The following is a 20317-nucleotide window of genomic DNA, read 5'->3' as shown; positions in this document are numbered from 1 at the left end:
AACTCGACGAGGACACGCATCACCGTTCCGGAGGGGGCGACTGCTCGACCGTGAACGACCGTCGCGGACGCCACTCGTGGCCGATGTCGCGCATCAACAGCGCGTTGTCGAAGGCGACGGCATCGTCGGGGAGCTGCTCGAAGAAGCTGGCGCGGACAGAGGCCACCGAGAGCGGCTCGACGTGCCACTCGTCGGTGGCGAGTTCGACGCCCGCGAGCCGGTCGCCGCTCGGGGTCGGACAGTAGCCGACGGCCCCGCACTCGTGGTAGGCTGACGCCGCCGCCAGGTCGGGGAAGACACTCCCCTCGGGCAGTCCGTCCGTCGCCGTGGCGTCGACCTCGACGGTCACGTCGTGGGCGACGTTCGCCATCCGGAGCTGGTAGCGACCGTCGCCTTCGCTGACCGCGAAGTCGGCGTGGTGGTGCCGGCCGAAGCTCCGCGAGCCGAAGACGCTGACGAGGCGCGAGGAGGTGTCCCGACGGGGGACGTACACGCCCGATCGCGTCTCACCGTCGTCGCCCTCCCACTCGACGCCGATGCGGTGGGCCGCGTTCTCGGCGGTGACGCCAATCGCCGCCGGGAGTCCACGCGGCCGCATCGCCGTCAGACGGATACAGCAGACCCCACCGATGGCACGCTCGCCCGCCGGGCCGTCGACGGTTCGGGGACGGAAGCGGTCGGGGAGAACCGGGTCGAGTGCCGCGGGCTCGACGGCGAAGTTCACGAGGATGCGACGGTCGATGACCCCACGGAACGTCGGCACCCAGCGCATGCCGCTCGCTGGGACTTGCAGTGTGAAACACCTTTGGGGAGCACGGTGTCCAGCGCGGGCCAAACCAGGTAGGTAGGGTCCCCAAGCCCGTCCGTCCGTACCCGACGGTACGGAGGAACCACCGATGTCCAAATCACAGTCAGTTTCGGATTACAGCGCACTGTTCCAGAAGGTGACCGGCGAGACGGAGTTCGTCGACGAGCAGGACGAGAGTGCTGCCGAGACGGAGCGCCAGGTCGACGACGAGATCGAGTCGTACGTCGAGCGGACCGCCCGGGACGACGGGCTCGGTGAGGCCGTCGAGGCACCCGACACCGACGCCGGGTAGCGCCCTGCCGCATGGGGTGAGACGTCACGCAACGCCTTTGCCCCGACCCCACGAACCCGCAGGTATGCTTGCGGACAGGGAGTGGCGACTGATACGCGAGGAGTCACGCGACGGCCCGACGAACATGGCGCTGGACGAGGTCGCGGCAGCGTCGGCCACGACCGACGGCGTCCGCACGCTCCGCGTCTACCGGTGGGAGCCCAGCTGCCTCTCGATGGGCTACCAGCAGGCCGAAGAGAGCGTCGACTGGGCGTTCTGCGAGCGCGAGGGCATCGACGTGACGCGCCGGCAGACCGGCGGCGGCGGCATCTACCACGACAGCCACGCCGACGTCTCCTACAGCATCATCGCGCCCGCCGACGAGCTGCCGGGCTCGCTCATGGACTGCTACGAACTGCTCTGTGAACCCGTCCTCGACGCCATCCGGTCCGTGGGCGTGGACGCCGACTTCGCCGACGAGGAGTACCCCCGCATCCACCAGCCCGCCTGCTACCTCCGGGGCATCCACCCCGCCCACGACGTGCTCGCCTACGGCGACGACGAGCCCCGGAAGCTCTCCGGTAACGCCCAGTACCGCCAGCGAGACGCCGTCATCCAGCACGGCTCCATCTCCTTCGACCTCGCGCCCGACCGCCACCTCGGCGTGTTCGCCGACCACGACGTGACCCCCGAACAGTTCCGCGAGCGCGTCACCGGTGTCCGCCAGCAGGCCGACGTCGACCGCGAGACGTTCGTCGCCGCGCTGGAGGACTCGCTTGCGGACTGGGCGGCCGCGGACGAGGGAGCCTGGACCGAGGGCGAACTCGACGCCGCCGCGGAGCTGGCCGAGTCGAAGTACGCCGCCGACGCGTGGGTGCGCGACCGGGACGACTCGCGGTAGACCGTTTTCGGACGGGGGCAGCCGGATATTGGGAACTTTCGCCTGCAGCGACGACTGACCAGCCGGGTGGCGCGCGGACTGGCGAGACTGCGCGAGCGAAGCGAGCGCGTCTCGTCTAAGCTCGCGCGAGGGATGAGAAGCGCAGCGCAGCGAGCATCGCAATCGGCTGGGGAGGCGTGAGGTGCGGTTGCGGTCGGGTGGGGCTGAAAGGGGCCGTCAGCTCGCCAGCCGAGACGACGCAAGGACCGCAGGGACGAGGACCACAGCGAGTCGCAGGCGGCGAGCTGACGGGGGCTTTCTGACTGATGGGAATCCAAGCGCAGTTATCTACCAATCCTCTATTCAACCGCTTCCGAAGCCACTTTGAACGGGTACCACTACGGCAGAATATGGTCAAGGTAGGCGCACACGTCTCCATCGCGGGCGGTGTCGACAACGCGGTCGAGAACCAGCTCGAGATCGGCGGCAACTGCGGACAGATCTTCACCCACTCCCCGCAGGTGTGGGACCACGGCAGCATCGAGGACGACGAGGCCACAGCCTTCCGCGAGGGAACCGCTGAGTCGCTGGCGGGGCCGTGGGTCATCCACGCCTCCTACCTCGTGAACCTCTGTACGCCCAAGGACGGCCTGCGCGAGAAGTCCATCGACTCCATGCAGCAGGAGGTCGACGCCGCCGCCGAACTGGACATCGACTACGTGAACGTCCACCTCGGCGCGCACACCGGCGCGGGCGTCGAGGGCGGCATCGCGAACGCCGCGAGCGCGCTCGACGAACTCGACGTCCCCGACGGCGTCACCGTGCTCGTCGAGTCCGACGCCGGCTCGGGCACCAAGCTCGGCGGCCAGTTCGAGCACCTCACGAGCGTCCTCGAGCAGTCCGACCACGACCTCGAGGTGTGTCTCGACACCGCGCACATGTTCGCCGCGGGCTACGACCTCTCCACGCCCGAGGCCGTCGCGGAGACGATGGCCGAGTTCGACGACGTCGTCGGCGCGGAGAAACTGGCCTGCGTCCACCTCAACGACTCCAAGCACGAGTGCGGCACCAACAAGGACGAACACGCCCACATCGGCGACGGCTACATCGGCGACGACGGCATGCGCGCGTTCGTCAACCACGAGCAGGTTCGCGACGTGCCGCTCGTGCTGGAGACCCCGACCGAGGACGGCCGGAGCTTCGCCTGGAACGTCGACAAGGTCCGGGAGCTCCGGGACGACGTCTGAGACTGGTTCTTCGGCTCGGTTTCGGATGGTGACGAAGCCCGACGAACAGCCGGAGAGCCCCGAGGTTCTCGACTCCCGGGCCCGCGAGTCGCGTCTGCCGGCTGCTCCGCCACCATCGCTACCGGCTCCCGCCCCGCTTCCAATCGCTTTTCACCCGTGCTCTCCAAGCCCGTCCGTGCGACGATTCGACGCGGAGTACCTCGAACACACCCGCAGCGGGATGTGGGCGGACTCGCGGGCGGCGCTCGACCCACTCGAACTCGGGCGCGCCGACGACGTGCTCGACGTGGGCTGTGGCACGGGCGAGTTCTCGCGGGTGCTCGCCGAGGAGACGGCGGGGCGGGTCGTGGGCTGTGACGCCGACCCGGCGCTGCTGGCGGTGGCCCGCGAGTTCGTCCCGGTCGTGGCGGGGGACGCGACGCGGCTCCCGTTCCGCGACGGCGCGTTCGACCTCGTGACCTGCCAGGCGCTGCTGGTGAACCTCCCCGACCCGGCCGTCGCGGTGCGGGAGTTCGCCAGGGTCGCCGGGAAGCGGGTGGCGGTCGTGGAGCCGGACAACGCCGCCGTCACCGTGGAGTCGACGGTCGACCGCGAGGCCGGGCTGGCGCGGGCGGCGCGAGCGGCGTACATCGCCGGCAGCGAGGTGGACCCCGCACTCGGGAGCGACGCGGCTGGACTCCTCGAAACCGCCGGGCTGGTCGACGTGGAGACGCGGCGGTACGAGCACGTCCGGACGCTCGCACCGCCGTACGACGAGGCGGACCTCCGGGCCGTCGCGAAGAAGGCCAGCGGCGCGGGACTGGCGAGCGACGAGGCGAGCCTGCGGGCGACGCTGTCCGACGCCGAGTACGACGACCTCCGGGAGTCCTGGCGCGAGATGGGTCGCGAGGCCGCCGCGCAGGCCGCCGACGGCGACTACCGACGGGTCGAGACGGTGCCGTTCTACGTGACGGCCGGGCGCGTCGCCGGCGACGAGTAGGCCGCTCGTGCCGGGAGCTGCCGCCCGCCGGGACGCTTTTGATACGCCACGGCGACCGGTCCGACATGAGCGACGACACGGCAGAGGGGGTGGCAGCCGACGACGCGCCGGTGTCCGACGCCTTCGCCGCGCTGGGGGACGAGACGCGCGTGGCCATCCTGGAGGCGTTCGTCGAGGCACGACGCGAGGACCCCGAGAACCGCGCGATGACGTTCTCCGAACTCCGCGACCGCACCGGCGTCACCGACTCGGGACGGTTCAACTACCACCTCGGGAAGCTCCGCGGCCGGTTCGTCGAGGAGACCGACGAGGGCTACCTGCTCACCTACGCCGGGCGCGAGGTCGTCGGAGCGATCCTCGGGGGCACGTACGACACGGACGTCGAACTCGACCCGGAACCACTCGGCGATACGTGCACGAGGTGCGACGCCGAGCTCGTCGCCCGGTTCGACAGCGGCGACCTCGACGTCGGCTGCGAGAACGATCACACCATCCTCCGCACGACGGTGCCGCCGGGAGCCGCGACCGACCGGTCGATGCGCGAGCTCGTCGCGCTCGCGACGCGGACGACGTACGCCCGCATCGAACTGCTCGTCGGCGGTATCTGTCACGAGTGCACTGGACGGGTCGAGCGCGAGATCGTCGCGGCTCCCGACGACGCCGACATCGACTACACGTTCCGGACCAGCTGCGAGCGCTGCGGCGCGTTCACCCGCTCGTCGGCCGGCGTCGTGGTGCTCCGCGACCAGACGTTCATCGCGTTCTGCGACGACCACGGTATCGACGTGGCCGACCGGCTCCCGTGGACGCTCCCGTTCCTCACCGATGGCGAGACGGTCCAGACGGACGAGGGCCCGCCGCGGTACCGGGTGCGTGTCGAGGTCGACGACGAACGGCTCGACCTCATCCTCGACGAACGCGGCGTCGTCGTCGCCACCGAGCGAACCCCCATCTGAGCGCCGACCGGTTCGTTGCGTGACAGAACGTTCCTTCTGGAAACCCTTACCATCCCGACGCGATACCACTCGGACATGGACCCACGAGTCCGACAGCACGCAGAGATCATCGTCGAGCACTCCACGCAGGTCGAGGAAGACGACAACGTCATCGTCAGCGCACCGCCGGTCGCCGAGAACCTGGTCGTCGCCATCGCGGAGAAACTGGGCGAGAAGGGTGCGAACCCGACCTACAGCATGAGCAGTTCGCGAGCGAGCCGGGCGTTCATGCGCGCCTCGGACCCCGGGGAGTTCAGCCTGCCCGAGCACAAGCTCGCGGAGATGGAGGAGACCGACGTGGTCATCATCGTCCGCGCCGACGAGAACACGAGCGAGACGGGCGACGTGGACCCCGAGACCCGTGGCGCGCTGGCACAGGCCTGGAAGCCGGTCCAGGTGGAGCGCATGGGCAAGCGCTGGGTGGGGACGCAGTATCCTGCCCCGGGCAACGCACAGGACGCCGAGATGAGCACCGCCGCCTACGAGGAGTTCCTCTACGACGCCGTCAACAAGGACTGGGACGAACAGCGCGAGTTCCAGGCGAACATGGTCGAGATCCTGGACCCAGCCGACGAGGTCCGCATCGTCTCCGGCGAGACGACCGACATCCGGATGAGCGTCGACGGCATGGTCACCGCGAACGACTACGCCGAACTCAACCTGCCCGGCGGCGAGGTGTACACCGCGCCGGTGCCCGACAGCGTCGAGGGCGAGGTGCTGTTCGACAAGCCGCTGATGGCGCAGGGCCGCGAGATAGAGGACGCCTGGCTCCGCTTCGAGGGCGGCGAGGTCGTCGAGCACGCCGCCGAGAAGAACGAGGACGTGCTCGGTGCCGTACTGGACACGGACGAGGGTGCGCGTCGGCTGGGCGAGCTCGGTATCGGCATGAACCGCGACATCGACCGGTTCACCTACAACGTCCTGTTCGACGAGAAGATGGGCGACACCATCCACCTCGCCATCGGGCAGGCCATCGAGCACACCGTGCCCGACGGCCAGCCGTTCAACGAGAGCGCGATGCACATGGACATGATCGTCGACATGAGCGAGGACTCGTTCATCGAGGTCGACGGTGAAGTCGTCCAGCGCGACGGGACGTTCGTGTTCGAGGAGTAGGGAGATTCGGAGCGAGCGCTAGCGAGTGAGAATCTCCGAGACGCGAGCGGGGAGGAACGACCCGTGAGCAGTAGCGCGGTTCGGAGTGAGCGCTAGCGAGCGAGAACCGCGTACTGGAACGGCGAGCGCCAGCGAGCCGTGAAAGACGGGTTCGAGTAGTCGGGACGCCGGCGACAAACCATCAATTGCTATACAGAACAATCGTTCTGAAAACCATTATCCGCCGACGCGGCGACCACGGCTGTATGGACGACAGAGTCCGCGAACACGCACGCATCATCGTCGAGCACTCCATCGACCTGCAGGAGGGCGACGAGGTCCTCCTCTCCGGCGGCGAACTCGCCGAGGACCTGCTCATCGCGCTCCACGAGGAGATCGGCAAACGGGGCGCGTTCCCCGTCGTGTGGAGTCGGCCGTCGCGGGCGCATCGGGCGTTCATGCACGCGATGGACCCCGAGAACTACGACGACGTCCCGGACACGCTGGCGGCGATGGTCGAGCACGTCGACGCCACTGTGGGGATCCGGGCGGCGCGGAACACCCACGAGCAGGGCGACATCCCGCCGGAGAAGAACACGGCGATGGCGACGCTGTTCCAGCCCATCCAGTCCCAGATGATGGAGAAACGCTGGGTCGGCACGCAGTACCCCGCCCCGGGGAACGCACAGGACGCCGAGATGAGCACCGAAGCGTACGAGGAGTTCGTCTGGAACGCCATCAACAAGGACTGGGACGAACAGCGCGAGTTCCAGCAGCCGATGGCCGAAAGGCTCGACGAGGGCAGCGAGGTCCACATCGTCTCGGGTGACGCCACGGACATCGTGATGAGCATCGAGGGCACCGTCGGGAAGAACGACCACGCAGAGAACAACCTCCCCGGTGGCGAGGTGTTCACCGCACCGGTGCCCGACAGCGTCGAGGGCGAGGTGCTGTTCGACATGCCGCTGATGGCCCACGGGCGGGAGGTGCAGGACGTGCACCTGGAGTTCGAGGACGGCGAGGTCGTGGACTACAGCGCGGAGAAGAACGAGGAGGTGCTGGCCGCGGTGCTGGACACCGACGACGGCGCGAAGCGCATCGGCGAACTCGGCATCGGGATGAACCGCGACATCGACCGGTTCACCTACAACATGCTGTTCGACGAGAAGATGGGCGACACCGTCCACATGGCGCTCGGTCGCGCCTACGAGGAGAACGTCCCCGAGGACTGCGACGTCGAGCGCAACGAGTCCGCCATCCACATGGACATGATCGTCGACATGAGCGAGGATTCGAGCATCACCATCGACGGCGAACTCGTGCAGAAAGACGGGACGTTCTGGTTCGAAGACGGGTTCGAGGGATAGGGAGACGCCGAGCGCCAGCGAGGCGTCTCCGAAAGGCGAGCGGGGAGCGCGAGCGACCCGCGAGCAGTAGCGAGGGTTCGATCGCCAGCGAGAAACCTCGAACCGAAACGGCGAGCGCAGCGAGCCGTAGAGGAGTAGGGAGACGCCGAACGCAGGGAGGCGTCTCCGAGATGCGAGCGACCCGCGAGCGGGAGCGCGTCTACACCACGTCTCCCCGAACCGTCGCGCCCTCCTGCTGTTCGCGCCACTCGTGCAGTTCGCCGGCGGCCGCCTCCGCCTGCTCGTCCGCCAGTCCCAGCATCCCGAGCGCCCGGGAGAGCGTCGGCAGCGCCAGTTCGGACTCGCGGAGCTTGCGCATCGCCTCGTCGCTGCGCTGGCCGTCGACCCAGAGGCAGACGCCGCGGGGGTCGAGCAGCGTCGACCAGTCCTCGCGGCGCTTGGCTCCGGCGAGGCGCTGGGTGACGTTGTCCTCGAAGCTGGCGTTGCAGACCTCCAGGTGGACCGGCTCCTCCTCGTCGGGGAGCAGGTGCGCCCCCAGGCACTTCTCGGGGGCGGCGTGGCCGTTGGCGTTCGCACGCAGGTGCTCCGGGTGCTCGTCGGCCCACTCCGTCCGGACGGTCTGGCCGACGCCCTGGACGCCGTACTCGGCCTCGAACTCCTCGGCGCGGCTGGCGTCGCCACCGAGCAGGATGTCCTTCGTGAGGTAGACGTCGAGGCGGTCGACTGGGTCCAGCCCGAGCGCCACGTCACCGTACACCCAGACCTCGCGGACCGGCACGGGCATCTCCTCGTGCTCGACCGTGTCGAGGATGGCCGCGACGCGGTCGAGCGCGTCGTCGCGTGGGAGGCTCATACCCGCGGTTACTCGTCGGAGGTGGATAACGCCCTCGCTCCGTCGGTTGGTGCGTCGGACGCGCTGACACCGGTCGCCGCGTCGGCCCGGGGGAGCCGGAGGGTGACGGTCGTGCCGTCCTCGACGTCGAACTCGAGGTCGCCCCGGACCGAGCGGACGACCCAGATGACGAGCCAGAGGCCGACACCGCTGCCGTGCTCGAGCGCCGTCTCCTCGCGGTTCCGCAGCGGGTCGAGCTCGTCGACGGGGATGCCCGGACCGTCGTCGCTGATCCGCACGCGGACGTCTTCGGGCTCGGCCGTCGCCGTGACGGTGATCCCGGGCTCGCCGTCGCAGTGCTCGATGCTGTTCTCCACCAGCTCGGCGAACGCGACCTCGAAGGCGTCTCCGGCCCGCACCGGCGGGAGGTCGCCGAGGTCGGTCTCGACGGTCACCTCGGGGTGTGAGAGCCGGACGGAGTCGACGGTCTCCTCGATGACCGCGGTCGGGTCGACCAGTCGGCGTTCGTCGTCCCGTAGCTGGGTGGTGACACGCTGGAGCTTGTCGCTGCGCTCGACGACCTTCTCGACGCGCTCCTCGATGGCGTCGACGTACTCCGCGATTGGCTGATCGGCGGCTGAGCCGTCGCCGGGAGCCGTGTCCCCCTCGCTGTCGACCGCCGCCTCGGAGAGCAGGTCGGCGTAGCCCTCGACGACGGTCATGTCGTTGCGGAGGTTGTGCCGAAGCAGCCGGCGCATCACGTCGGTCTGCTGCTCGCGACGCTTGCGCTCGGTCACGTCCCGGGAGTTGACGATGATACCGTCGACGATGGGGTCGTCGGTCCGGTTGCGGGCGCGGGCCTCCAGCCAGCGCCAGGAGCCGTCGGCGTGCAGGAATCGGAACTCCAGCGTCGCCTCGGAGCCCGGTTCGGCGAGCTGCCCGGTCAGCGACTCCACGATGGCCCCGCGGTCGTCCGGGTGGACGTACTCCAGTGCCGACTCGCCGACGAGTTCGGGCTGTGCGTAGCCGAGCACCTCCTCGACCGACGGCGTCTCGTAGGTGATGGTGCCGTCCTCGTCGATGACGGTGACGATGTCGAGCGAGCGGTCGAGCAGCGTCTGGTAGCGCTCCTCCGTCTGCTTGCGGTCGGTGACGTCCCGGAGCGTGACGACACGGCCGGTGACGGTGCCGTAGCCCCGGTCGAGCCCCGACTCCCGCAGGTCGTAGTGTCTGGTCTCGTCGCCACGCTCGAGCGTGAGCATGTGCGTCCCGTCCGCGAGGGCATCGGCCAGCGGCGGTGCGACCGCCCCGAGCGGCTCGCCGACGATGTCGGGCGTCGTCGCGTCGAACACCTCCTGGGCGGCCGGGTTCGCGTCGACCACCTGGTCCGACTCGTTGAGGACGACGATGGCGTCGGGGAGCGTCGCGATGAGTTCGTCGCGGGCGAGCTCCCGCGTCGCCGGCGACACGTCGAGCAGGCGCTGACTGCGGATGGCCGCGAGCAGGAGCGCGCTACAGACCGCGAAGGCCATGTTCGTCGGGTCGAGCCCCGGCGGGGTGAGGCCGGAGACGTAGGCGACGTTCGCCACGAGGACGACGGCGACCCCGAGGACGAACGCAGTCCCCTGGACGAGGTACACCCCGCGGGAGAGCAGCGACGTCCGCACGATGAGGGCGATACCGAGGCCGATGACGAGGTAGGAGTAGGCGACGTGTGCGAAAAAGGCCGGGCCGAGCGACTCGGTGATGATCCAGTAGCCACCGTCGGCGAGCCGACGGCCGGTCACCCGTCTGACGAGACCGTGGCCCGACGTCCAGACGAGCAGGGAGAGCACCACGGGTTCGACGCCCAGCGCGCCGAGCAGTCGACGGTCCAGCCCATCGAGCCGGCCCGTGTACTCCAGCGCGAGCAGCAGGAACGCCGGCGGAACCAGCGTCGAGGCCGTGATCTCGACGTTCGTCCACAGTGTCTTCGCGGCCGTCCCCGTCGCGCTGACGTTGCCGAGCTCGCCGGCCGTCCAGACCGCCGTCGCGGCCGCGAACACCGCGAGCGGTGCACCACCCGGCACGTCCCGGTTCCGGACCGCGAATGCGGCGACCGCGACCGAGAGCACCAGCGAGCAGACCAGCGGCAGGTGGTACGGCGTCAGCTGCAGCGCCATCGCTCACCCCAGCGGAGCGGTCCGTCCCGCGGACCCACGGCTGGCTGCCGCTCGAACGACGGCGACCGACGGGGGGGACGAAGGACGATAATCGTCTGGTATGAGGCCCAGACGCCAAAGAAGGTTGTTGCCGTCAGTCCCGCCCGACGTACACCGTCTTCTCGACGGTCGCGTGCGTCGTCCCGTCGGCCGAGATGACGTCGACCTCGTACTCGCGGTCGACGCTCTCCTCGCTCCGCAGGCGCTCCCGGATCGTCGTCAGTTCCTCGTCGGACAGCCGGAACCGGGCGTACAGGTCCTCGGTGCCGGGGCGTTTGAACGCCACCGACGCAGCCCTGTCCCACACCGTGTACTCGTCCGGCAACGCCTGGATGAGCATCATCGCGTAGATGGGGTCACACGCCCCGTAGATGCTCCCGCCGAACGTCGTCCCCATGTAGTTCCGCGTCCGGAGGTTCCGCGGGATCTCGACCCTCACCTCCTGCCAGTCCTCGGCGATGTACCGGACCCGTCCGCCCGTCCCCCGATACGACGGCCACAGGTTGAACCCGAGCCGCTGCAGTCGGGTGCGCCACGATTCGCTCATTGGTTCTGTTCGAGGCCGTTCGAGGTTGTGAGTGCTGTGGAACTGATGTCGCGTCGTCTCGTGTTTTCGACGCCGCTGTGCTCGGTCGACGGAGTCGCGTGTGGCGGAGACAGCCAGATGCCCCGCCCGTCGATGGTATCGCTGCGATCGACATCGCCCAGAAAGTCCCGGGTAACAGACGACGAACGCTGGGTCAGGCCGGACACGTCGTACTGCCGACGATGGTGCCCTGCGGGCCGACGAGGGTGACGCGGCCGTCGGGGCAGAGCCGGTCGTCGCGGTTCGCGCCGCGGACGAACTTCGGGGGGTCTGAGCGGTCCATGCCCTCGAGGACGCTGGTGGACTCGACGGCGACCCAGCTCCCGGGTTCGAGCGTGAGGCGGTCGAACTCGTAGACGATGCCGTCGTCGTACTCCAGCAGGTAGCCGCGCATCGGCACGTCGGTGGTGCCGTCGTTGTGGACGTAGACGCGCTCGCCGTTCTCGCCGGGGCGTTCGATGTCGAGCCGGAGCTCGGCGTCGGGCGGGTGGGTGCCGGGGGGCTCGACGGTGTCGAACGTGCTGAGACAGCCGCCGAGGCTCGCGACGGCGGCGGTCAGGACGGCACGGCGGGACGCCGGGTGCATGGCACCGGCTTGCAGGGGAGGGTACAAATACGTGTGCGACGGGGGCGGTCGGAAACCCGGGACAGTGGGTCGACAGTTCTGGGACGTTTATGACGCGCCGGGTCGACGGGCGTGGTATGAAACCACGAGTCACGAACGAGGACGGGAATTCGGACCTGGTGTTCGTCCTCGGCTGGGGGAACCGCCACGAGCACGAGACCGTCGACTGGCTCGTCGGGCAGTTCGCCGACGCGGGCTACCGGGTCCACGCGCTCCAGATTCCGGTGTTCCCCGACGACTTCTACGCCGACTACGTGGAACCGGTGCAGTCGTACGTCGGCGACCTCGACGGGTTCCGGCTCGTGGGCCACAGCACGGGCGGGCTCATCGCGGCGTACCTCGACGGGGCCGAGACGACGACCTACCTGAGCCCGTGGTGGGACTTCCCGCCGGAGTCGAAGGGCGTACTGTTCTCGCTCGTCTCGAGACTCGGGTTCGACGCGAAGTTCGTCCCCTCGGAGGTGGACGACCGGTCGGTCATCGGCGAACTGACGACCGACCGGCAGCTGTCGGACATCCCGTCGAAGGTCTCGCCCAGATTCGTCCGCGAGGCGAGCCGCGGCCACCGGAACCGGCCCGCCGTCGACGACGACGCCGTCGTCTTCTGCTCGCTCCGGGACCGGGTCGTCAGCGTGCGGGCAGTGGGCGACGCGGCCGACGCCGACCAGATCCGACCCTACGAGGGCGGCCACGAGCTGTTCTCCTCGCGTCGCCGCGACGAGTACGTCGAGGACGTGCTCGCAGCCGTCGACGACGGACTCGCCGGGGTCGACTGCGGCCTCGACGCGGTCTGAGCCGACAGCGAAACCCGTATCCCGTCGGACGAGCTAGGCGTCGTCGATGACCGAGTGCACCAGGTGCGGCCGGGAGGCCGTCATGCACGCCGCCTACTCCGGCGCGCACCTCTGCGAACCGCACTTCTGCGAGTCCGTCGAGAAGCGGGTGCGAAAGCGCGTCCGCGAGGACGACCTGGTGCCACGCGACGCGACGCCCGACGACCCCGAGACGTGGGTCATCGGGCTCTCCGGCGGGAAGGACAGCGTCGTCCTCACCCACATCCTCGACGAGACGTTCGCCGAGGACCCCCGCATCGAGCTCCTCGCGCTGACCATCCACGAGGGTATCGAGGGCTACCGCGACGAGAGCGTCGACGCCTGCGTCGAACTCGCCGACGAGCTCTCGATGCGCCACGAGCTGGTCACCTACGAAGAGGAGTTCGGCGTCCGCATGGACGACGTGGTCGAGGACGACCCCGAGAACATGGCCGCCTGCGCGTACTGCGGCGTGTTCCGTCGCGACCTGCTCGAACGCTACGCCGACGAGTTCGGCGCGGACAAGCTGCTGACCGGCCACAACCTCGACGACGAGGCCCAGACGGCGATGATGAACTTCCTCGAGGGCGACGTCGCCCAGATGGCCAAGCACTTCGACGCCTCCATCGGCGGCTTCGACGGCGACGACGCCCGGAGCGAGCAGGACGAGTTCGTCCCCCGCGCGAAGCCGCTTCGCGACGTGCCCGAGAAGGAGGTCGCACTCTACTGCCACCTCCGCGACCTCCCGGCGCACATCACCGAGTGCCCGCACTCCAGCGAGGCCTACCGCGGGGAGATCCAGCAGCTGCTGTACGGGCTGGAGGAGAACCACCCCGGTACGCGCCACTCCATCATGGCCGGCTACGAGGAGCTGGCGGGCGTGCTCGCGGATCGGTACGACGAGGACGACGCAGGGCCGGACCTGAACGAGTGCGAGGACTGCGGCGCGACGACGACCAGAGAGCGCTGCCGGAAGTGCTCGCTGCTCGACTCCCTCGAGGCGGTCTGAACCGGCTGTTTTCACGGTCCACCTCGGACGTGAGACGCGTCGACGGCCTGGTGTGTGACGTGTAAGACACGCCCGCACCGCCGATCCCCAACGTACTCGAAACGGATTTCCGACGCGCCTCGAAACGCCGACCATGGGACTGCTCGACACGCTGCGGAGCCTGCTGCGGTCGTCGGGGTCGGACGATTCCATCGAGGACCCCGGAGAGCGTGCGACGCCGGCGGCCGACCCCGACCGGATGTACGCCACCGCACCGTCGGACGACGGCGACGGCCCGGACCCCGACCCCGTCGGGACCGACCGCCCGTCGGACCCACCCGAGCTGTTCGCCCACGAGGCAGCGGAGTGTGCCGACTTCTGGAGCGACTACGACCTCGACTTCACGACCGACTCCCTCTCGCGGCTCGACGACGCCGTCGACGAACGGTTCGAGTCGCGCCGGTTCGTCGGCGTCGACCCCGACTCCGGTGGGAGTCCAGACGCACGAGCGTTCGAGCGCGTCGTCCGCTCCTTCGGTAGCTACTGCGGCGAGACGCTCGTCCGCGACGCCGGCTGGGAGTGGGTCGAGCGCGGCGACTGGGTCGTCACCGACGGCGAGGAGACGGTCGATCCGTTCGCCATCGCGACGGGCGCGTTCCGCTCCGAGACGACGTTTACGTCCGCGCTGGACTGACTACCGACGGCTGCCGTCTCACATCGACCGAGCGCCGCCGCTGCCCGGTCGGGTCGAAAGAAGGGTGCGGATACCGAGTCAGCGGATGACGTCGAGTCCGTTGTTCTGCTCGATCTCGTCCTGGCCGCCGTCGCCCCAGGTGCTGCCGGAGTTCGAGCCGCCGTTCAGCGACTGGTTGCCGCCGTTCTGGGCGGGCTGTCCGCCGGGCTGGGCCTCGAACTCCGCCTCGTCGACGCCGTCGATGGCCTGGCGGGACTTGTTGGCCTGCTTCTGCGTGCTCGGGCCGAGCACCTGCGCGCTCTGGACGCCGGTCATGATGGCCATGACGCGGACCTTGCCCTTGTAGTTCTCCTGGATGCGTGCGCCCCAGATGACGTTCGCACTGGCCTCCAGCCGCTCGGTGATGTTGTTCGCGATGCCCTCGGCCTCCTTCAGCGTGAGGTCGGGGCCACCCGTGATGTGGACGAGTCCACCGGATGCACCACGGTAGTCCACGTCCAGCAGTGGGTGGTTCATCGCGTCGTTCACCACCTCACGCGTCTTGTTCTTGTCCTGTGTCTCGCCGACGAGCATCACCGCGACGCCACCCTGGTTCATGATGGACGTCATGTCGGCGTAGTCCAGGTTGATGAGACTCGGCTGCGTGATGGTCTCCGAGATGCCCTTGACGGTCTCTGCGATGATCTGGTCCATGACCGAGAACGCCTTGCCGATGGGCAGGTTCGGGACGTAGTCGAGCAGCCGGTTGTTGTCCAGCACGATGATGGAGTCGGCCTCCTCGCGGAGCTTCTCCAGGCCCTCCTCGGCCTTCACCGTGCGGGCGCGCTCGACGTTGAACGGCGTCGACACCATGCCGACGACGATCGCGCCCTGCTCCTTCGCGATACTGGAGACGACGGGCGCGGCACCGGTGCCGGTCCCGCCACCCATGCCGGCGGTCACGAACACGAGGTCCGCGTCGCCGAGCACCTCCTTGATCGTGCCCTGGGCCATCTCGGTCGCGCGCTCGCCCATCGAGGGGTCGCCGCCCGCGCCGAGCCCGTTGGTGAGGGACTTGCCGACCAGGATCTTCGTGTCGGCCTCGATCATCTTGAGGTGCTGCTTGTCGGTGTTGATGGCGACCGTGTCGGCACCGTCGACACCGATGTTGTACAGTCGGTTGACGGTGTTGTTGCCGGCACCACCGCAGCCGACGATGACGATGCGCGGATCGCCGAACTCGTCACCCGTCGCGTCGGCCTGCTGTTTCTGCTCTCGTTCCTCGTGTTCGAGGGCTTCTTGGACGATATCCTGCATCGTTACACCTTGGCCCAGGTCCGCTGGGACTTTTCGTTCGAGCGGTCGTTCTGCTCGTTGAGCATCTCACGGACTGCCGACCGGATCGCTTCGCTCCGGTTCGGGTACTCGCCCGTCTCGACCATCTGTTCTACCTCCTCGATCTGCTGCTTCGGTATTCGCAGTGTCACACGCTCCATGGTTCTGATTCCCCTTTGGGTAAGACGTCCCGCGTGGGATTCTTTCGCACGCGTTCCGTCTTACACACCGATTTCGCACGCGGGAGCCCCGTATTCTCCCGAATCCGTGGTGTGTAAGACACCCGTCTTACGCAATTGTATGCACTGTGTCATACATAATAAAGGTACCGCCTATTTCGAGGTCCGATTCGTCGCCATGTGTGACGACGACCCGGATCTGTCCTACGTGGAGTCCAACACGTCCGCCGCCGGCGTCCGACGCCCGCAGCCCGGGCAGAACGCCCAGTCCGACCTGATCTCGTCGCCGCAGTCACAGAAGACCCGGCGCGAGGCCTTCTCGCCGCAGTTCGGGCAGTACACGTGGTCCTCACCGAGCTCCTCGCCGCACTGGCCGCAACTCCGGTCCACCCCCTCGTGCTCGGGCGTCGCCACCGGCTCGTCGGACACCGACGCCCGACCCGCCGTCGCACCCTCGAGTCGGAGGTTCACGTTCACGTCCTGCTGTCGCGTGCGCATGTGGTGCTCAACGCGCTCGTCGACGAGTTCGGTCACACGCTCGGCGAGGAAGCCGTCCAGCGTGTCCACCGGCTCGTCGGACGATCCGCCCGATGGCTCGGTGGACCCGTCGTCGAGATACGCCCGGAGCGCCTCCCGGACGAGCTGGCTCTTCGACTCCTCGCGCGCCTCCAGGCGCTCGACCAGCTCGTCGTCCGCACGCACGGTAATCTTACTCATACCCGCTTCGCACACAGTTCTATGCGCCAACTATTTCAATCTATCTGCCGCGTCTGACACGCGTCGTACTACACGTCGCGGAACCACGAATGATAACCCTTAAATCGGACTCGGCGACTACGTCAGAGTGCGCCCGCCCTTAGCTCAGACTGGTAGAGCAGTCGACTGTAGATCGACTTGTCCCCCGTTCAAATCGGGGAGGGCGGACTTCTTTCGAAGACGGTTCACAGTAGCGATACTCGAGTACCCACAGGAGTTACGCCACTGGCTTCCCACCGGACGGGTATGACGACGGAGCTCACGGACGTCGAGACGGTCCACGACGAGCGGTCGTGGCTGTTCACCGCGCGGGACCCCTACGGCGAGCCCGAGGAGGTCATCCTCGTGCCCTGCGAGGACGGGGTCGAGGCGTGGGTGAACCGGTGCACGCACGAGGCACAGAAGCTCGACCGGGGGATGGGCGCGGCGATGCGGGACGGCCAGATCATCTGTCCGAAGCACGGATCGATGTTCGACGGCTGTTCGGGCTACTGCGACAACGGCGAGGCGGCGGAGACGACGCTCGTCGGCGTGGACGTGACCGTCGAGGACGGGACGGTGTACCTCGACGATGCGACCTACGAGTTCAGCCACGAGGGCGGCGCGGACGACGACGGCGACGACGATGACGACGACATGCCGAGTTCGACCTCCCACATCGGGCTGTAAGACGGTGCTGGCTCGTCGGCGACCGGGACCGCGTCGTTCAAGTAGAATTGCGCTAGTCTCACGGTAGTGGCAGTCTCGTTCGACCTGTTCGGGACGCTGGTCGAGCGCGTCGACGCCGGGGCAGGCGACCCGGCGGCGCGTGTCGCGGCCGAGCTGGCGACCCGCGACGTGGCGGTCCCGGACGACTGGGCGGCGGCCTACCGCGAGAGACACATCGACGCGCCGGAGGGCGCGGAGGTACCGCTCCCGGCGCACGTCTCCGCGGCGCTCGCGAGCCGCGGGGTCGACGCACCGGGCAACGCGGCCCGCCGGGCGGTCGTCGCCGCGTTCGACCCCGAGATACGTACCCGCGACGGCGCGGTCGACGCGGTCGCGGCCGCTCGCGAGCACGGCCCGGTCGCGCTCTGCTCGAACTGTTCGGTGCCGGAGCTCGTCGGCCGCACGCTGGTCCGCTCCGAGCTCTCCAGAGGCGACTTCGATGCGGTCGTGAGCAGCGTCGGCTGTGGCTGGCGCAAGCCCACCGCCGCGATGTTCGAGACGACGGCACGCCAGCTCGACGTCGAGCCCGCCGACCTCGTCCACGTCGGCGACGACCCCCGGACGGACGGCGGAATCGAGGCACTGGGCGGGCGGTTTGTCGACGTGACCGACGTCCCGCTCACCGAGCTCGCCGACGAGCTGGGGTGGTCGGGATGACGACGCGGCGGAGGGGCCGGCCGGCGCGGTCGAGTGGCCGACAGGCGCGTACGAGGTGGTCGCGGTGCCGGTGACCGCAGCCGCAGCGGTGGTCGTCGCGGTCGCTCTCGACGTCCTCGTCGGTGAACCCCCGACCCGGCTCCACCCGGTCGCGTGGTTCGGTCGACTCGTCGCACCCGTCGACCGGGAGTGGAACCGACCCCTGCTCGTCGGCGTGGTCGCAGCCGTCGCGCTCCCGCTGCTCGCCGCGGGGGTCGTCGCCGGCGTCGTCCGGCTGGCGGCACAGGTCGACCCGTGGGCGGGCGCGGTCGTCGCGGGCCTCGCGCTGGCGGTCGCGACGAGCCTGCGGATGCTCGTCGCGGAGGCACTCCACGTGGTCGAACTCTCGACCGAGGACGTCGACGCGGCACGGGAGTCGCTGCGCTCGCTCGCGGGGCGGGACGCCAGCGAGCTCTCGCCCGGGCTGCTCCGGAGCGCGGCCGTCGAGAGCGCCGCGGAGAACCTCGCGGACGGCTTCGTCGCCCCGCTCGGCGCGTTCGCCGCCCTCGCACCGTTCTCGCTCACGCTGGCGGCGGCGGGCGCGGCGTGGGTCAAGGCGGTGAACACGCTGGACTCGATGCTCGGCTACCGGTCGAAGCCCGTCGGCGGGCCGAGCGCGCGCCTCGACGACGTCGTGATGTGGCTCCCGGCACGACTCTCGGCGCTGCTGCTCGCGCAGGTCGCCGGGCGACCGTGGGCGCTGCTGCGGGCCCGGCAGTGGCTCCCCGAGGTGCCGTCGCCGAACTCCGGCTGGCCGATGGGGACCGTCGCGGCCGCACTGGAGGTCAGACTCGAGAAACCGGGCGTGTACGTGCTCAACGCCGGTGCGTCGCTGCCGTCGCCGCGGTCGGCCCAGCGCGGTGTCTTACAGGTGGCCTCCTCGGGCGTCGTCGCGTCCATCCTCGCGGGGGTGGTGGCGTGGCTCTGAGCGCGCTCCGGGGTGCGGTCGGCTTCCTCACGCGGCTCCCGGTCGGCCACGACGAGCACGCGTGGACCGCCTTCACGGCCGCGCCCGTCGCGGCCGTCCCGGTCGGGTACGTCGTCGGTGCGTGCCTCGCGCTGCCGTTCGTCGCGGCCGGGACAGCGCCGGCCACCGTCGTCGCGTTCGCCTACCTCGTCGCCACCTACGGGCTCACCGGCATCACCCACCTCGACGGCGTCGCGGACTGCGGCGACGCGGCGGTCGTCCACGGCGACCCCGAGCGCCGCCGTGAGGTGCTGAAGGACACGACGACGGGTGTCGGCGCGGTCGTGGCGGTCGCAGTCGTCGTCGCCGGGCTCGCGCTCGGTGCCGTCGCGGTCGCCGGGCTCGATGTCGGGGAATCGGTCGCCGTCGTCGTCGCCAGCGAGGTCGGTGCGAAGGCGGCGATGGCGGCGGTCGCGTCGGTCGCGGACCCACCCCACGAGGGGTTGGGGAGCGCGCTCGCCGACGGCTCGGGCGTGGTCGCGCTCGTCGCCGCGGTCGCCGTCGCACTCCCGATATCGGGGGTGGGCTGGTGGGCCGGCGGGGACCTCCCCGGACTCCTCGCTGGCGGTGCACCCGTCGCGGCCGCGCTCGTCGTCGCCGCCGTCGCGGTCGGCTGGGCGCGGAGCCGGCTCGGCGGCGTCTCCGGCGACGTGTTCGGCGCGACGAACGAGCTCGCCCGCGTCGTCGGGCTCCACGTGGGGGTGATCGCGTGGACGCTCTCGTGATGTGTGGCGGCGAGGGCAGCCGGTTCGAGGGCGACGTGGAGAAACCCCTGTTCCCAGTCGACGGCGTCCCGATGGTCGACCGCGTCTGCGACGCGCTCGGGGCCAGCCGGGTCGACGAGGTGTACGCCGCGGTGTCGCCGAACGCACCCAGTACTCGAACGCGGCTCGCGGAACGGCCCGACGTGACAGCCATCGAGACACCGGGCGAGGGCTACGTCGCGGACCTCGGCGTGGCCATCGAGGCGACCGGCGGCGGACCCGTCCTGACCGTCGCCGCCGACCTGCCGCTGCTCGCGGCAGGGCCGGTCGACCGGGCGCTCGACGCGGCGCTGTCGGCCGACGGCACGGTACGGAGCCTGAGTGTGGTCGTCCCCGTCGCGCTGAAGGAGCAACTCGGCGTCAGCGTCGACACCGAGATGGACGGGCTCGCACCCACGGGACTCAACGTGGTCGGCCCCGAAGCCGAGGACGAGACGCACGTGAACTTCGATGCCAGACTCGCCGTGAACGTGAACAGGGCGGGCGACGCGGCCGTCGCCGAGGCGCTCGCCGGGGAGGTGGACAGCCGTGAGTCGTGACCCGGGGGTGGACC

At 69.4% G+C, this 20317-nt stretch carries 23 protein-coding genes and 1 tRNA gene; 16 read left to right on the top strand and 8 right to left on the bottom strand.

Annotated features, from left to right (window positions below; all coding sequences use genetic code 11):
- Nucleotides 1–19: 19 nt before the first annotated feature.
- Nucleotides 20–772 carry a DUF2071 domain-containing protein gene (locus NO345_RS08565; RefSeq protein WP_256298322.1) on the bottom strand — a complete coding sequence of 251 codons (753 nt, stop codon included), beginning with the start codon at nt 770–772 and terminating at the stop codon, nt 20–22.
- Nucleotides 773–896: 124 nt separating this feature from the next.
- On the opposite strand from NO345_RS08565, the gene NO345_RS08560 reads away from it, so the two are divergent.
- The 7 genes from NO345_RS08560 (at nt 897) to NO345_RS08530 (ending at nt 7642) form a co-directional block, all read left to right on the top strand.
- On the top strand, nt 897–1100 hold the full coding sequence (locus NO345_RS08560) for a hypothetical protein (protein WP_256298320.1): 204 nt from the start codon (nt 897–899) through the stop codon (nt 1098–1100).
- A gap of 64 nt (nt 1101–1164) precedes the next feature.
- Nucleotides 1165–1980 carry a lipoate--protein ligase family protein gene (locus tag NO345_RS08555; RefSeq protein WP_256298318.1) on the top strand — a complete coding sequence of 272 codons (816 nt, stop codon included), beginning with the start codon at nt 1165–1167 and terminating at the stop codon, nt 1978–1980.
- 389 nt (nt 1981–2369) lie between these two features.
- Nucleotides 2370–3206, top strand: a complete 837-nt coding sequence (locus NO345_RS08550) for a deoxyribonuclease IV (RefSeq protein ID WP_256298316.1) — start codon at nt 2370–2372, stop codon at nt 3204–3206.
- A gap of 175 nt (nt 3207–3381) precedes the next feature.
- Complete coding sequence (locus NO345_RS08545) at nt 3382–4185, top strand: class I SAM-dependent methyltransferase (protein ID WP_256298314.1); 804 nt, start codon at nt 3382–3384, stop codon at nt 4183–4185.
- Between the two features lie 65 nt (nt 4186–4250).
- Nucleotides 4251–5141, top strand: coding sequence for an ArsR/SmtB family transcription factor (locus NO345_RS08540; protein WP_256298312.1), 891 nt, complete (start codon nt 4251–4253; stop codon nt 5139–5141).
- Nucleotides 5142–5216: 75 nt separating this feature from the next.
- Nucleotides 5217–6296, top strand: coding sequence for an aminopeptidase (locus NO345_RS08535; protein ID WP_256298310.1), 1080 nt, complete (start codon nt 5217–5219; stop codon nt 6294–6296).
- A gap of 245 nt (nt 6297–6541) precedes the next feature.
- Nucleotides 6542–7642 carry an aminopeptidase gene (locus NO345_RS08530; protein ID WP_256298308.1) on the top strand — a complete coding sequence of 367 codons (1101 nt, stop codon included), beginning with the start codon at nt 6542–6544 and terminating at the stop codon, nt 7640–7642.
- A 199-nt stretch (nt 7643–7841) separates the two neighbouring features.
- On the opposite strand, the gene NO345_RS08525 is transcribed toward NO345_RS08530, so the two are convergent.
- The 4 genes from NO345_RS08525 to NO345_RS08510 all read right to left on the bottom strand — a co-directional run bounded on the left by NO345_RS08525 (nt 7842) and on the right by NO345_RS08510 (nt 11847).
- Nucleotides 7842–8495, bottom strand: a complete 654-nt coding sequence (locus NO345_RS08525) for a DUF7095 family protein (protein WP_256298306.1) — start codon at nt 8493–8495, stop codon at nt 7842–7844.
- Between the two features lie 8 nt (nt 8496–8503).
- Nucleotides 8504–10636, bottom strand: a complete 2133-nt coding sequence (locus NO345_RS08520) for a histidine kinase N-terminal 7TM domain-containing protein (protein ID WP_256298304.1) — start codon at nt 10634–10636, stop codon at nt 8504–8506.
- Between the two features lie 133 nt (nt 10637–10769).
- Nucleotides 10770–11222, bottom strand: a complete 453-nt coding sequence (locus tag NO345_RS08515; protein WP_256298302.1) for a DUF4442 domain-containing protein — start codon at nt 11220–11222, stop codon at nt 10770–10772.
- Nucleotides 11223–11415: 193 nt separating this feature from the next.
- Nucleotides 11416–11847 (bottom strand): lamin tail domain-containing protein, encoded by a 432-nt coding sequence (locus NO345_RS08510; protein WP_256298300.1) that lies wholly within the window; start codon nt 11845–11847, stop codon nt 11416–11418.
- Nucleotides 11848–11963: 116 nt separating this feature from the next.
- Between NO345_RS08510 and NO345_RS08505 the strand changes: the two genes are divergently transcribed.
- The 3 genes from NO345_RS08505 (at nt 11964) to NO345_RS08495 (ending at nt 14380) form a co-directional block, all read left to right on the top strand.
- Nucleotides 11964–12680 carry an alpha/beta fold hydrolase gene (locus NO345_RS08505; protein WP_256298298.1) on the top strand — a complete coding sequence of 239 codons (717 nt, stop codon included), beginning with the start codon at nt 11964–11966 and terminating at the stop codon, nt 12678–12680.
- Between the two features lie 46 nt (nt 12681–12726).
- Nucleotides 12727–13707, top strand: coding sequence for a tRNA 2-thiolation protein NcsA (ncsA, locus tag NO345_RS08500; RefSeq protein ID WP_256298296.1), 981 nt, complete (start codon nt 12727–12729; stop codon nt 13705–13707).
- A 133-nt stretch (nt 13708–13840) separates the two neighbouring features.
- A complete protein-coding gene (locus tag NO345_RS08495) occupies nt 13841–14380 on the top strand; it encodes a hypothetical protein (RefSeq protein WP_256298294.1) in 540 nt (179 codons plus the stop codon).
- Nucleotides 14381–14458: 78 nt separating this feature from the next.
- Here the strand turns inward: NO345_RS08495 and ftsZ are convergent, their stop codons facing one another.
- From ftsZ to NO345_RS08480, 3 genes are all read right to left on the bottom strand, one after another.
- The gene (ftsZ, locus tag NO345_RS08490) at nt 14459–15676 is read right to left on the bottom strand and encodes a cell division protein FtsZ (RefSeq protein ID WP_256298292.1); all 1218 of its coding nucleotides are present in this window, start codon (nt 15674–15676) and stop codon (nt 14459–14461) included.
- Nucleotides 15677–15678: 2 nt separating this feature from the next.
- Complete coding sequence (gene cdrS / locus NO345_RS08485) at nt 15679–15855, bottom strand: transcriptional regulator CdrS (protein ID WP_089735902.1); 177 nt, start codon at nt 15853–15855, stop codon at nt 15679–15681.
- A 222-nt stretch (nt 15856–16077) separates the two neighbouring features.
- Nucleotides 16078–16590: a double zinc ribbon domain-containing protein gene (locus NO345_RS08480; protein WP_256298290.1), complete on the bottom strand. Its 513-nt coding sequence runs from the start codon at nt 16588–16590 to the stop codon at nt 16078–16080.
- 133 nt (nt 16591–16723) lie between these two features.
- Here NO345_RS08480 and NO345_RS08475 point away from each other — a divergent pair.
- The 6 genes from NO345_RS08475 (at nt 16724) to NO345_RS08450 (ending at nt 20303) form a co-directional block, all read left to right on the top strand.
- A tRNA-Tyr gene (locus NO345_RS08475) sits at nt 16724–16797 on the top strand.
- 78 nt (nt 16798–16875) lie between these two features.
- The gene (locus NO345_RS08470) at nt 16876–17298 is read left to right on the top strand and encodes a Rieske (2Fe-2S) protein (protein ID WP_256298288.1); all 423 of its coding nucleotides are present in this window, start codon (nt 16876–16878) and stop codon (nt 17296–17298) included.
- Nucleotides 17299–17364: 66 nt separating this feature from the next.
- Nucleotides 17365–17994 carry an HAD family hydrolase gene (locus NO345_RS08465; RefSeq protein ID WP_256298286.1) on the top strand — a complete coding sequence of 210 codons (630 nt, stop codon included), beginning with the start codon at nt 17365–17367 and terminating at the stop codon, nt 17992–17994.
- A 64-nt stretch (nt 17995–18058) separates the two neighbouring features.
- Nucleotides 18059–18961, top strand: a complete 903-nt coding sequence (cbiB, locus tag NO345_RS08460) for an adenosylcobinamide-phosphate synthase CbiB (RefSeq protein ID WP_368407855.1) — start codon at nt 18059–18061, stop codon at nt 18959–18961.
- On the top strand, nt 18952–19725 hold the full coding sequence (gene cobS / locus NO345_RS08455; RefSeq protein WP_256298283.1) for an adenosylcobinamide-GDP ribazoletransferase: 774 nt from the start codon (nt 18952–18954) through the stop codon (nt 19723–19725). The genes cbiB and cobS overlap by 10 nt, the downstream gene beginning before the upstream one ends.
- Complete coding sequence (locus NO345_RS08450; protein WP_256299550.1) at nt 19725–20303, top strand: NTP transferase domain-containing protein; 579 nt, start codon at nt 19725–19727, stop codon at nt 20301–20303. Before cobS ends, NO345_RS08450 begins: the two co-directional genes overlap by 1 nt.
- Nucleotides 20304–20317 lie beyond the last annotated feature (14 nt).

The organism is Haloarchaeobius salinus (genome assembly GCF_024464185.1).
Classification (GTDB): domain Archaea; phylum Halobacteriota; class Halobacteria; order Halobacteriales; family Natrialbaceae; genus Haloarchaeobius; species Haloarchaeobius salinus.
Note: the sequence above shows the minus strand (reverse complement) of the source record. Positions and strands in the feature narration are given on the sequence as shown.